The organism is Pseudonocardia halophobica (assembly GCF_027922425.1).
GTDB lineage: Bacteria > Actinomycetota > Actinomycetes > Mycobacteriales > Pseudonocardiaceae > Pseudonocardia > Pseudonocardia halophobica.
Genome location: NZ_BSFQ01000002.1, coordinates 143,115 through 156,472, shown reverse-complemented (window position 1 = coordinate 156,472; position 13,358 = coordinate 143,115). Strand labels below are relative to the sequence as shown.

General features: G+C 71.7%; 10 protein-coding genes. 5 read left to right on the top strand and 5 right to left on the bottom strand.

Going from position 1 to position 13,358, the window contains the following annotated elements:
* Positions 1-20 precede the first annotated feature (20 nt).
* Positions 21-440, top strand: a complete 420-nt coding sequence (locus PKE99_RS03090) for a pyridoxamine 5'-phosphate oxidase family protein (RefSeq protein ID WP_271214839.1) — start codon at positions 21-23, stop codon at positions 438-440.
* Positions 441-587: 147 nt separating this feature from the next.
* Here PKE99_RS03090 and PKE99_RS03085 read toward each other — a convergent pair whose 3' ends face one another.
* Positions 588-1,817: an MFS transporter gene (locus PKE99_RS03085; protein ID WP_051736629.1), complete on the bottom strand. Its 1,230-nt coding sequence runs from the start codon at positions 1,815-1,817 to the stop codon at positions 588-590.
* A 197-nt stretch (positions 1,818-2,014) separates the two neighbouring features.
* Here PKE99_RS03085 and PKE99_RS03080 point away from each other — a divergent pair, with 197 nt between their 5' ends.
* From PKE99_RS03080 to narI, 4 genes are read left to right on the top strand one after another with little or no spacing between them, the layout of a single operon-like run.
* Complete coding sequence (locus PKE99_RS03080) at positions 2,015-5,719, top strand: nitrate reductase subunit alpha (RefSeq protein ID WP_037039711.1); 3,705 nt, start codon at positions 2,015-2,017, stop codon at positions 5,717-5,719.
* Between the two features lie 2 nt (positions 5,720-5,721).
* Positions 5,722-7,464 carry a nitrate reductase subunit beta gene (gene narH, locus PKE99_RS03075; protein WP_037039709.1) on the top strand — a complete coding sequence of 581 codons (1,743 nt, stop codon included), beginning with the start codon at positions 5,722-5,724 and terminating at the stop codon, positions 7,462-7,464.
* Positions 7,461-8,105, top strand: coding sequence for a nitrate reductase molybdenum cofactor assembly chaperone (narJ, locus tag PKE99_RS03070; protein WP_037039707.1), 645 nt, complete (start codon positions 7,461-7,463; stop codon positions 8,103-8,105). The genes narH and narJ overlap by 4 nt, the downstream gene beginning before the upstream one ends.
* Complete coding sequence (gene narI, locus PKE99_RS03065) at positions 8,102-8,833, top strand: respiratory nitrate reductase subunit gamma (protein ID WP_037039705.1); 732 nt, start codon at positions 8,102-8,104, stop codon at positions 8,831-8,833. Before narJ ends, narI begins: the two co-directional genes overlap by 4 nt.
* Before the next feature lie 234 nt (positions 8,834-9,067).
* On the opposite strand, the gene PKE99_RS03060 is transcribed toward narI, so the two are convergent.
* The 4 genes from PKE99_RS03060 to PKE99_RS03045 form a co-directional block, all read right to left on the bottom strand.
* Positions 9,068-10,168: an NAD(P)-dependent alcohol dehydrogenase gene (locus tag PKE99_RS03060; RefSeq protein ID WP_037039702.1), complete on the bottom strand. Its 1,101-nt coding sequence runs from the start codon at positions 10,166-10,168 to the stop codon at positions 9,068-9,070.
* A 25-nt stretch (positions 10,169-10,193) separates the two neighbouring features.
* The gene (locus PKE99_RS03055) at positions 10,194-10,511 is read right to left on the bottom strand and encodes a 2Fe-2S iron-sulfur cluster-binding protein (RefSeq protein ID WP_037039700.1); all 318 of its coding nucleotides are present in this window, start codon (positions 10,509-10,511) and stop codon (positions 10,194-10,196) included.
* Positions 10,512-10,583: 72 nt separating this feature from the next.
* On the bottom strand, positions 10,584-11,909 hold the full coding sequence (locus PKE99_RS03050) for a cytochrome P450 (protein ID WP_037039698.1): 1,326 nt from the start codon (positions 11,907-11,909) through the stop codon (positions 10,584-10,586).
* A 120-nt stretch (positions 11,910-12,029) separates the two neighbouring features.
* Complete coding sequence (locus PKE99_RS03045; protein ID WP_051736628.1) at positions 12,030-13,292, bottom strand: NAD(P)/FAD-dependent oxidoreductase; 1,263 nt, start codon at positions 13,290-13,292, stop codon at positions 12,030-12,032.
* Positions 13,293-13,358 lie beyond the last annotated feature (66 nt).

Sequence of the window (13,358 nt, the reverse complement as noted above, 5' to 3'; positions counted from 1 at the left end):
GGCCACGAGGCATTCGGAGGATGATGTCCGAGACCGAGATCGCGTTGGCGGCGCTCAGCCCGGACGAGTGTCGGGCCCTGCTCGTCACCCATCGTCCCCGGCTGGGGCGGCTGGCCTTCGTCGCCGGCGACTGGCCGCTCGTGCTGCCGGTGAACTTCGCCGTCGACGGCGATGTCGTGTACTTCCGGTCCGCCGCGGGGAGCAAGGTCGCGGCCGCGGCTCGCTGCGAGCGGGTCACCTTCCAGGTCGACCACGTCGACGAAGTGTGGGAGGAGGGGTGGAGCCTGCTGGCGTTCGGGCGACTGCGCGTGGTCGAGGACCCGGCCGAACTCGGCCGGGCCCGCCAGCTCCCGCTGCGCCCGTGGGCGAGCGGCGACCGGCCCTACTTCCTGCGGCTGGACGTCGTCTCGTTGACGGGCCGGCGCATCGCCTACCCCTGACCGCCATCGCCTCGCCGCCACTCGATCCCAGGATCGGCCCCGCCTTGATTCAGCTGTGTCGAGTTGCTCGCGGCCAGCCTCAGTGGCCCGAATGCGATTCGGAGGCCGAGCGGTCCGAGCCGTCATGGCCCGTGAATTGCCCGACCCTCAGCGCACGGTGGCTGCGCGACGGCGGACGACCGTGGCGCTGACAGCCGCTGCGCTGGCGGCGGTCGCTGCCAGCAGGAGGAACCCGATGAGGTAGCTGCCGGTGAGCCCGTAGACGAGTCCCATCACCAGCGGCGGAAAGAAGCCGCCGAGCCCGCCGGCAGCGCCGACCACGCCGGTGACGGCACCGACGCGCTCGGCGGGGACCATCCGAGCGACGAGAGCGAACACTGCACCGGTGCCGGCGCCCAGTGCCGCCGCCATGCCCAGGAAGGCCAGGGTGCCCACGGGCACGAGGGCGAGCTGGAAGGCCGCCAGGACGGCGAGCAGCGCGGTGGCGCCGAAGGCGGCGAGCAGTACCGAGATGGGATCGAACCGATCCGACAGCCAGCCGCCCACCGGGCGCATCGCGACAGCGAGGACGACGAAGCCGGCGGTGCGCATTGCTGCGTCGGCCTTGTCGAGGTGGTAGGCGCTGACGAGGTAGGTGGGCTCGTAGACGCTGAACGCGACGAACCCGCCGAAGGCGACGGCGTAGAGGAAGGACAGCTGCAGCGTCGCGGGCAGGCGCAGGGTGGCGCGCAGTCGGCTCCACATCGTGCCCGCGGCGACGGGCCGGTCCGGCCGGTCGCGCAGCAGCAGCCAGGCGGCGACGGCGTAGCCGGCGAGCACCACGGCCACCAGGTCGAACGGGAAGCTCGGGCCCACCGTCTTGGCGAGTTGCACCGTGGTGAACGACGAGATCGCCGTTCCGCCCATGCCGATGCCGAAGATCCCGAGGGCGAGGCCGCGACGGGCGGGCGGGTACCAGGAGTTCACGAAGGGGACACCGATGGCGAAGGTGGTGCCCCCGAGGCCGAGGAAGAACCCGCCGACGAGGTAGCCGGTGAGCGACGTGGCGAAGTGACCGAGGTACAGCACGGGCAGCACGGTCAGCAGCGCCATGACGGGGAACATCCGCCGGGCGCCGAGCCGGTCGGTCAGTGCCCCGACCGGGATGCGCCCGAGGGACCCGACGACGACGGGGACCGCGACCAGCAGCGACTGCTGGAACGAGCTGAGGTGCAGTTGTTCACGCAGGGTCGCGCCGAGCGGGGAGAGCAGGGCCCAGGCCCAGAACGTCACGGCGAAGCCGACGGTGGCGACGGCCAGCATCAGTGCGGGTCGTGACGAGGTCCGCGGCGCGGCGGCGCCGTGCTCGGCCTGCCCGCGCGCAGCCGATCTGCTCACTGTGCACTCCTCGTGTCTGCCCGGTTCGATCACCCCGGGCTCCCCCGACCGCCTGACCTTCGCCGGTCGAGGGTGCGCGTGCGCCGTCCGTCGCAAGCAGAGGCGATGGTCCCCGCAGGAGGGACCATCGACCGAAGTTCGCACGGGCCGGAAGCTGCGAAGGTCGCCGTCATGGGTTCGGCTGCACGGAGGTACCGGTGAGCCACGACGTCGGCGACGGGCCCCGGGCGGACGTCGGCACGGACGGTCCGGCGGCGGACGCGCTCCTGCGGACGGGGCGGTTCTTCACCCGCCGCACGACGTCGGACGACCTGCGTGCGGTGTTCAGGCAGGGCGGCCGCGAGGGCGACGTGTTCTATCGGGACCGGTGGAGCCACGACAAGGTCGTCCGGTCGACCCACGGGGTGAACTGCACCGGCTCGTGCTCGTGGAAGGTCTACGTCAAGGACGGGATCATCACGTGGGAGACCCAGCAGACCGACTACCCGTCGGTCGGGCCGGACTCGCCGGAGTACGAGCCGCGCGGCTGCCCCCGCGGCGCGGCGTTCTCCTGGTACACGTACTCCCCCACCCGGGTGCGCTACCCCTATGCCCGGGGTGTGCTCGTCGAGATGTACCGGGAGGCCAAGACCCGCCTCGGTGATCCCGTGCAGGCGTGGGCGGAGGTGACCGGGGATCCCGACAAGCGCCGCCGGTACCAGTCCGCGCGGGGCAAGGGCGGGCACGTGCGGATCTCCTGGGAGGAGGCGACGGAGATCGTCGCCGCCGCCCACGTTCACACGATCAAGACCCACGGCCCGGACCGGATCGCCGGGTTCTCCCCCATCCCGGCGATGTCCATGGTGTCCCACGCCGCGGGCTCGCGGTTCATCGAGCTCATCGGCGGCGCGATGACCTCGTTCTACGACTGGTACGCCGACCTGCCGGTCGCGTCCCCGCAGGTGTTCGGCGACCAGACCGACGTCCCGGAGTCCGGGGACTGGTGGAACGCCACCTACCTGCTGATGTGGGGCTCGAACGTGCCGGTCACGCGCACCCCGGACGCGCACTGGATGGCCGAGGCCCGCTACAAGGGCCAGAAGGTCGTGGTGATCTCCCCGGACTACGCCGACAACACCAAGTTCGCCGACACCTGGCTGCCCGCACAGCCCGGCACCGACGGCGCGCTCGCGATGGCCATGGGCCACGTCATGCTCAGGGAGTTCTTCGTCGACCGGCGGGTGCCGTTCTTCGTCGACTACGTCCGGCGCTACACCGACCTGCCGTTCCTGGTCACCCTCGAGGAGCGGGACGGAGCACATGTTCCGGGCAAGTTCCTCACCGCCGCCGACCTCGGCGACGCGGGCGAGGGCGCGGCGTGGAAGACCGTGCTGATCGACGGCCGGACCGGGGAACCGGTGGTGCCCAACGGGTCACTGGGCTTCCGCTACACCGAGTCCGGCGCCGGCCGCTGGAACCTCGACCTGAACGACGTCGCCCCGCAGCTCACGCTGCTCGACGGCGAGGCCGCCGAGGTCCTGCTGCCCCGCTTCGACAACCTCGACGGCACCGGCGGGATCCTGCGCCGCGGCGTACCCACCCGTCGCATCGCCGGGCGTCTCGTCACCACCGTCTTCGACCTGATGCTGGCCCAGTACGGGGTCCGCCGCGACGGGTTGCCCGGTGCCTGGCCGTCGGGCTACGACGACGCCGACGAGCCCTACACCCCGGCCTGGCAGGCGGCGATCACGTCCGTGCCGGCCGACCAGGTCGTCCGCATCGCCCGCGAGATGGCCGCCAACGCCGAGGAGTCCCACGGCCGCACCATGATCATCATGGGGGCGGGGATCTGCCAGTGGTTCCACGGCGACGCCACCTACCGCGCGGTGCTCGCGCTGCTGATGCTCACCGGGTCGATGGGCCGCAACGGCGGTGGCTGGGCGCACTACGTGGGCCAGGAGAAGTGCCGCCCCGTCACCGGCTGGGCCACGATGGCGATGGCCACCGACTGGCAGCGCCCACCACGGCAGATGATCGGCACCGCGTACTGGTACACCCACACCGACCAGTGGCGTTACGACGGCTACCGGGCGGACGCGCTGGCCTCCCCGCTGGCCGAGGGGAGGCTCGCCGGCCTGCACACGATGGACACCGTCGCCCTGTCCGCCCGGCTGGGTTGGATGCCGTCCTATCCCCAGTTCGACCGCAACCCGCTCGACGTCGCGGACGACGCCGGGGACGGGAACGTCGCCGACCACGTGGCGGCGCGGCTGCGGGACGGATCGCTCCGCTTCGCGATCGAGGACCCGGACGCTCCCGAGAACTGGCCGCGCTGCCTGACGTTGTGGCGGGCGAACCTGCTCGGGTCCTCGGCCAAGGGCGACGAGTACTTCCTCAAGCACCTGCTCGGCACGCACCACAACCTGAACGCCGAGCAGACGGGCCCGGACCGGCGCCCGCGCGACGTGGTCTGGCGCGACGAGGAGCCGCCGGAGGGCAAGCTCGACCTGCTGCTCTCCCTGGACTTCCGGATGACCAGCTCCACCCTGCTCTCCGACGTCGTGCTGCCGGCCGCCACCTGGTACGAGAAGCACGACCTGAACACCACGGACATGCACCCCTTCGTGCACGCGTTCACCCCCGCGATCGATCCGCCCTTCCAGTCCCGCACCGACTTCGACGCCTTCCACGCCATCGCCCGGCGCTTCTCCGAGCTCGCCCGCCACCACCTCGGCGTGCGCCGCGACGTCGTGGCGGTACCGCTGCAGCACGACACCCCCGGCGAGACGGCACAGCCGGGTGGGCGGGTCCTGGACTGGCGGGCCGGTGAGTGCGAGGCGGTCCCGGGACGCACGATGCCGAACTTCGTGGTCGTCGAGCGGGACTACCCCGCGGTCGCGGAGAAGATGGCCGCCCTCGGGCCCCTGGTCGACCGGCTCGGGGTGACGACGAAGGCCGTCACCTACCGACCGGACGAGGAGGTCGACCACCTCGCCGCGACGAACGGGGTGATGCTCGGCGGGATCGCCGACGGCCGCCCGGCGATCGACACCGACGCGAAGATGGCCGAGGCGATCCTCGCCCTGTCCGCCACCACGAACGGCCGGCTCGCCGTGCAGGGGTTCCGGGAGCTGGAGCGGCGCACCGGCACCAGGCTGGCGGACCTCGCCGAGGGCAGCGAGGAGAAGCGGATCACCTTCGCCGACACCCAGGCCCGTCCCGTCCCGGTCATCACGAGCCCGGAGTGGTCGGGCAGCGAGACCGGCGGGCGGCGGTACGCGCCGTTCACGGTCAACGTCGAGCGGTCCAAGCCCTGGCACACCCTGACCGGGCGGATGCACTTCCTGCTCGACCACGACTGGATGCACGAGATGGGCGAGACGCTGCCTGTCTACCGGGTGCCGCTGGACATGTCGCGGCTGTTCGGCGAGAACCGGCCCGGCGAGGTCGCCGCCGACGGGGCCTCGGTGACCGTCCGCTACCTCACCCCGCACTCCAAGTGGTCCATCCACTCGGAGTACCAGGACAACCTGTTCATGCTCTCGCTCTCCCGCGGCGGCCCCGTGGTCTGGATGAGCGAGCACGACGCCGCGGCGATCGGCGTGCGGGACAACGACTGGGTCGAGGCCGTGAACCGCAACGGTGTCATGGTGCTGCGCGCGGTCGTCAGCCACCGCATGCCCGCCGGCACCGTGTTCGTCTACCACGCCCAGGAACGTGTGGTGAACGTGCCGAGGACCGAGGCCACCGGCCGCCGCGGCGGCATCCACAACTCGCTGACCCGCATCCTGGTCAAGCCGACCCACCTGATCGGCGGCTACGCCCAGCTCTCGTTCGCCTTCAACTACCTCGGCCCGACCGGCAACCAGCGCGACGAGGTCACCGTGATCCGGCGCCGTGCCGGCCAGAAGGTGGAGTACTGACGATGCGTGTGATGGCCCAGATGGGCATGGTCATGAACCTCGACAAGTGCATCGGCTGCCACACCTGCTCGGTCACCTGCAAGCAGGCCTGGACCAACCGCAGCGGCGTCGAGTACGTGTGGTTCAACAACGTCGAGACCCGGCCCGGGCTGGGCTACCCCCGCCGCTACCAGGACCAGGAGCGGTGGCGCGGCGGCTGGGTCCGGAACCGCCGCGGGCGGCTGCAGCTCAAGGCCGGCGGCCGGTTCCGCAAGCTGCTCACCATCTTCGCCAACCCGGTGCTGCCCCACATCCGCGACTACTACGAGCCGTGGACCTACGACTACGAGACCCTCACCGACGCGCCGCTCGGGGACGACTTCCCGGTCGCGCAGCCGAAGTCGCTGCTGTCGGGCGAGCCCCTCGCGGTGGAGTGGAGCGCGAACTGGGACGACGACCTCGGCGGCGCGCCCGAGCACGGCCCGCACGACCCGGTCGTCGAGCGGATCCGCGCGGAGTCCGAGGAGAAGGTCAAGTTCGACTACGAGCGCGCCTTCATGTTCTACCTGCCGCGGATCTGCGAGCACTGCCTCAACCCGTCCTGTGTGGCCTCCTGCCCGTCCGGGGCGATGTACAAGCGCGCCGAGGACGGCATCGTGCTCGTCGACCAGGACCGGTGCCGCGGCTGGCGGATGTGCGTCACCGGCTGCCCGTACAAGAAGGTCTACTTCAACCACCGCACCGGCAAGGCCGAGAAGTGCACCTTCTGCTACCCCCGGGTCGAGGTCGGGCTGCCGACGGTGTGCTCGGAGACCTGCGTGGGCCGGCTGCGCTACCTCGGGCTGTTCCTCTACGACGCCGACCGGGTCACCGCCGCGGCCTCCGTCGCCGACGAGCGGAACCTCTACGCCGCCCAGCTCGACCTGCTGCTCGACCCGGACGACCCCGAGGTGATCGCCGCCGCCCGCCGCGACGGGATCGCCGAGGACTGGCTCGACCACGCCCGCCGCTCGCCGGTGTACCGGCTGGCCAAGGAGTACCGGGTGGCGCTGCCGCTGCACCCGGAATTCCGCACCATGCCCATGGTCTGGTACATCCCGCCGCTCTCCCCGGTCGTCGACCGGCTCGTCGAGACCGGGCACGACGGCGAGTCCGCCCCCAACCTGTTCGGCGCGATCGACGCCCTGCGCATCCCCGTCGAGTATCTCGCCGAGCTGTTCACCGCCGGCGACCCGGGCCCGGTCACCGACGTGCTCCGGAAGCTCGCCGCCATGCGCTCCTTCATGCGCGACGTCACCCTCGGCCGCGAGCTCGACGAGTCCGTCCCCGCCGCCGTCGGGATGGACGCCGAGCAGATCATGGAGATGTACCGGCTGCTCGCGCTGGCCAAGTACGACGAGCGCTATGTCATCCCGACCGCCTACGAGGGCGAGGCCCACCAGCTCGAGGAGATCGGCTGCAGTCTCGACGTCGAGGGCGGGCCGGGGATGGGCGGCGTCGGACCGTTCGGCGAGGCCTCGGGCCGTCCCGTCCCGGTGTCGGTCGAGACCTTCCACGCGCTGCGCGTGCGCCAGACCAGCGAGGGCGTCGCCGATCCCGGCGTGCCCGGCGCGCGCGTCAACCTGCTCAACTGGGACGGCAAGGGCCGCCCGCCGGGCCTGTTCCCTCCGCCGCGGGAGGCGCCCGCCGAGCCCGGGGACCTCACCGACCGGGGTTCGCCACCGGAACGCACCGCCGGGACTCCGACGCTGGAGGACCGCCGGTGAGCGCCGGGGCGCTCCGCGCGACGGAGTCCGCGGTCGTCCTGCAGGCGGCGTCGGTGTGCCTGCAGTACCCGGACGAGGCCGTGCTCGCGACGCTGCCGCTCGTGCGTCGGGCGGTCGAGGGGCTCCCGGCCGGAGTGCCGCGCGAGCGGCTGACCTCGTTCCTCGGCTCCGTCGACCGGACCTCGCCCATCGCGCTGGCCGAGCACTACGTGGCGACCTTCGACCGACGCCGTCGGTGCTGCCTGTATCTGACGTGGTGGAGCGACGGGGAGACCCGCCGCCGCGGCGGTGCACTCGCCGGGCTCAAGGCCCGGTACCGCGCGGCCGGACTGGACCTGCACGGCGACGAGCTGCCGGACTACCTGCCCCTCGTGCTCGAGTACGCGGCCATCGTCGACCCGGCCGACGGTCTCGCCCTGCTCCAGGACAACCGGGCCGGGCTCGAGCTGCTCCGGCTGGCCCTCCTCGACGCCGCGACCCCGTACGCGGCGCCCCTCCAGGCGGTGTGTGCGCTGCTTCCGGGTCCCTCGCCGGCCGACGTCGCGGCCGCCAAGGGACTCGCCCGCAGCGGACCTCCCCGCGAACAGGTCGGGCTCGAGCTCACGCCGTTCGCGCCGAACCCCACCGGAGGTGGCCGATGAGCACCTGGGACCTGCTGCTCTGGGGCGTGCTGCCCTACGTCATGGTCGCCGTCCTCGTCGGCGGCACGATCTGGCGCTACCGCTACGACAAGTTCGGCTGGACCACCCGGTCCTCGGAGCTCTACGAGTCGCGGCTGCTGCGCATCGGCAGCCCGCTGTTCCACTTCGGACTGCTCGTCGTGATCATCGGGCACGTCATCGGCCTGCTGATCCCGCAGAGCTGGACCGGCGCCGTCGGTCTCTCCCCCACCGCCTACCACGTCCAGGCCCTGGTCCTGGGCGGCATCGCGGGCTTCTGCACCCTGGTCGGCGTCGGGATCCTGGTCTACCGGCGGCGGACGACCGGCCCGGTCTTCTCGGCCACGACCCGCAACGACAAGCTGATGTACGTGGTGCTGGTCGCCGCCCTCGTCGCCGGCCTGGCCACCACCCTGCTCGGCGCCACGGGGGGCGAGCACAACTACCGCGAGACGGTCTCGCCGTGGTTCCGCTCGCTGTTCGTCCTCCAACCCGACATCGCGAGCATGGCGGGCGCCGGGCTGGCCTTCCACGTCCACACCCTGATCGGGATGGTGCTGTTCGCGATCTGGCCCTTCACCCGCCTGGTGCACGCCTTCACCGCGCCGCTCGGCTACCTCTTCCGGCCCTACATCGTCTACCGCTCCCGGGCCGCGGGCGGTGCTACCCGGGCGCCACGACGGGGCTGGGAGACAGCGGACAACCGCTGACGAAGTCCGGACCACCAGCGCCCTCCGTCGCGCAGGCGAACGAACGGAACCCCCTCGATTCTCGGCGGCCTGGGACGCTGCGATCTCCTCCCCTGAACCCGCGCCGCCCCCGAGCCGGAGCGATGCGCGTTCAGGTCGTACGCACCGGGTGGCGGGGCCCGGGCGGTCCTGATGATCGCCGGGTCCGGGCTCGCCGTGACCCTCCGCCGACATGCCTCCAGGTGGCGGCAAGGATCAGGGAACCAGGACGATCTTCACGGCCTCGCCCCGGTGCTGGGCGGCGACGGCCTCGTTGATCTCCGACAGCGGCATCGTGGTGACCAGCTTGTCGAAGGGGAAGCGGCCCGCGCGATAGAGCTCGATCAGCTCGGGCAGGAACACGTCCGGGTCGCTGTCGCCCTCGACGATGCCCTTCACCGTGATCCCGATGACCTGGGCGTGAATCAGGCCCACCGACAGCGCCGCCTCGGGGTCGGAGGGCACGCCGATGATGCCGAGGCTGCCGCGCTGCGCCAGCGCGGCCACCGCCTGCTGGACCACCGCCGCGACGCCGGTGGTGTCGATCGCGTAGTCCACGCCCTCGGCGAGAACCGCCCGGACCTGCTCGTCGACCGGACCGTCGGCCGGGTCCAGCGCGTGGGTCGCGCCGAGGGACAGGGCCAGGTCGCGGCGGGCCGGCAACGGCTCGACGACGATGATCGTGCTCAGCTCGCGGGCCGCGGCCGCGAGCACCGCGGAGAGGCCGACCGAGCCACCACCGAGCACCAGCAGCGAGGAGCCGGCCGGGCAGTCGAAGCTGCGCAGCACCGCGCCGGCGCCGGTCTGTACGCCGCACCCCAACGGGCCCATGATCTCCAGGGGCAGGTCGGCGTCGACCTTGACCACGTTGCGCTCGTGGGCCAGGGCGTGGGTTGCGAAGGAGGACTGGCCGAAGAAGTCCGAGCCCAGCGCCTCCGCGCCGCGGGTCAGCGCACTCGGGCCGTCCGGACGGGCGCCGCCGAAGTTGAGCGGCATGAAGTTCTGGCAGTACGACGGCTCGTCGCGCCGGCACTGGGTGCAGTCACCGCAGCTGGCGAAGCTCAGCAGCACCGGGTCGCCCTCGGCGACCTTGGTGACGCCGGCCCCGACGGCGCGGACGATCCCGCTGCCCTCGTGTCCGAACACGCCGGGGAGCGGGAAGGGCAGGTGGCCGTCCTTCGCGGCGAGATCGGTGTGGCACAGGCCCACGCCCTTGATCTCGACCAGCACCTCGCCCTCGGCGGGACCGTCGAGCGCAACCTGCTCGACGGAGAAGTCGCCGCCGACGGTGGTCGCGACAGCAGCAGTGATGTCCATGGGATTCCTCTGGGGGTGGAGGGGATCAGGCTTCCGGCGCGACGGTCACCCGGACGCCGTCGCAGGAGCCGGTCACGATGAGCTGGCAGGACAGCCGGGAGGTCGGCTGTGCGCCTTCGGCGTACTCGAGCAGCTCACGCTCCTCGTCAGTGGCCTCGTCGAAGAGGTCGGCGAACTCGCCCTCGAGATAGACGTGGCAGGTGGCGCACGAGCAGCTGCCGCCGCACTCGGCGACGATGCCGGGCAGGTTGTTGCGGACCGACCCGTCCATCACGCTCTGTCCGGCAGGGACGTCGACGACGTGGACCGAGCCGTCCGGGACGACGTAGGTGATCTCGGGCATGGCTGCCCCTTCCGTGATCAGGGGAGGACCCGCACGCCGGTGGGGGAAGACCGGCGGGCGGGTGAGGCGGAATCAGCCGAGCTCGAGCTCGACCGGCAGGTTCTTGAGGCCGCCGACGAAGTTGGTCTGCACGACCTTGCGCTCACCAGTGACCCGGACGCCCTTGATCCGCGGGAGGAGCTCCTCGAGCATGATCCGCAGCTCCATCTTGGCCAGGTGCTGGCCGATACACATGTGCGGTCCGTAGCCGAAGGCGATGTGCCGGTTATGCTTGCGGTCCAGCCGGAACTCCTCGGGCGCCTCGAACACGTCGGCGTCACGGTTCGCCGACTGGTACAGCAGCATGAACCGGTCGCCCTTGCGGATCCGCTGCCCGCGCAGCTCGTGGTCCTCCAGCGCCTGGCGGGTGAACTGCTTCACCGGGGACGCCCAGCGCAGGCCCTCGTTGACCAGGTCCGGGATCAGCGCCGGATCGGCCTGGACCCGGGCGAGCTGGTCCGGGAACAGCGCCAGCGCCTCGATCAGGCTCGCCATGGTGCTCGAGGTGGTGTCGTGCCCGGCCGTGGCGATCGCGATGAACCAGCCGTAGGCGAACTCCTTGGCGTGGAACTCGCCGGACTCGTCCTTGGCGTTGGCGATGATGGTCGCCAGGTCGTCCCGCGGATCCGCCCGCCGGTCCTCGACCAGCGCGTCGAAGTAGGCGTAGAAGTCCCGGATCGCGGCAGCCCACTGCTGCGCGGCGGCCTCCGGGGTGAGCGGCTCGACGTCCTCGCGCGCCGCGTCCGGGTCCGCGGTGCCGAAGAACTCCTGGGTCAGCCCCATCATCCGGGGCTCGTCCTCCTCGGGGACCCCGAACAGCGTCATGATCACGTGCAGCGGGTAGTAGAGCGCGAACTCCTGGACGAAGTCGATGGCGTTCACGCCGCTGTGCAGGTACTTGTCGATCGCCTCGCGGGCGAGGGTCCGGATCTGGTCCTCCCACTTCTTCAGGTTCGCGACGCGGAACCAGTCGTTGGCGATGTCCTTGATCGCCGTGTGCTCCGGCGGGTCCAGGTAGGTCAGCGTCTCCAGGATCCGGAGGCTGCCGCCGGTGAGGCTCTTGGTGAACGCATCGCCCGCCTGGTTCTGCAGGATGGGGTTGTGCGAGCCCTTGTCCTCACCGCCGCCGCTGGTGAAGATGTGCGGCTTCCGCTCGATCTCCATGATGTCGGCGTGCTTGCTGACCAGGTAGACCGGGTCGTAGCCCTCGACCTCGCCGATGGCCAGCGGGGCGTTCTCGCGGAGCCACTTGTAGGCCTCGAACAGGGCGACCTCGTCCCGGTGCCCCTCGGGGAGCACGATCCGGCGGGCGATGTGCTCCGGAACGACGGTCAGGGTGTCCTTCTCCGTGGTGGTCATCCACTACCTCCGTGAGGGGGCCTGCCGAACAGGCCGGCGCGTCATTGCTGCTGGGTGAATGATCGGACCGAAGCCTGTGACCCACCTCTCCCCACGGGGAGAGGTTTCTCCCCCTCCGGCTCAGCCGGCGTGGACGATGTCGCGCAGGGGGACGTCGGGGTCCGCGAGCCTCCGTGGCTCGACGACTGCGCCCGAGGTGATGAGCTTCTTCCCGGCCATGAAGTCGGCCGGGGAGTTGGACGTCTCGACCGCGCGGACCAGGCCGTGCTCGTGGTGGAACAGCGCGAACCGCCCGCTCGTCGGATCCCCGCGGAGCACGACCGCACGTCCCGAGCGCACCACCCCGACGATCTTCAGCTTGCGGTCCAGTTGGTCCGACCAGAACCACGGGATCTCGGCCTCGGGCGGCGCGGTGCCGAGGATCGCCGCGGCGGCCTGTTTCGCCTGCTCCGTCGCGCTCGGGATGCTCTCCAGCCGCATCCGTCCGACGCCGTCGACCGGGCGGACCGTGACGTCCCCGATCGCGAGCACCGCCGGATCGCTCGTCCGCGCGCCCTCGTCCACCACGACACCGCCCGCGCACTCCAGGCCGGCCGCCTCCGCGAGCTCGGTGCGCGGGACCGCCCCGATGCCGACCAACACCCCCTCGGCGGAGAGCGTCTCCCCCGACTCCAGCCGGACTCCGCGCACCGCACCACCGGATCCGACGAGCTCCGCGACCAGGGCCCCCACGCGGATGTCCACGCCATGAGCCCCGTGTGCCTCCGCCATGATCGCAGACAGCTCGGCGCTCGCAACACGGTTGAGGACCCGTTCCTCGCGCTCGAGGACCGTCACCGGGACGCCCGCCGCAGCCGCCACGGCGGCCACCTCCAGCCCGACGTACCCCGCGCCGATGATCACCAGCCGACGCCCCTCGGTCACCCAGCTCCGCAGCACCCGCGCGTCCGCCAGGTTTCGCAGACCCACCACCCCGGCCAGGCCGGCGCCGGGCACGGCGAGCGGCCGGGGTCGGGCGCCGGTGGCCAGCACCGCGACGTCGTACTCGAGGGAGTCGCCCCCGGCCGACGTCACCGTCCGGGCGGCCGGGTCCAGGCCGACGATCGGCGAACCGAGGCGCAGCGTGACGCCCTGCTCGGCGTAGAACTCGCGGGGGCGGATGACCTGCTCCAGCTCCGCGCAGGCGAACTTCTTCGACAGCGGCGGGCGGTGGTACGGGTGGTCGTGTTCCTCCCCGACCAGCACGATCTCCCCGCGATGACCGCCCTGCCGCAGCAGCCCGACGAGCGCCGCGCCCGCGTGGCCGCCACCCACCACGACCACCCGCGCGTCCGGACCGGCCACCGGCCGTGTCCTCACCGCGTGCGGGATCTCCGTCGTCATCGTCACCTCCGCGCGTCCCGGCCCCGATGGCGGAACGTGCGTCGATGGTGACCGCGGCGGCGACGG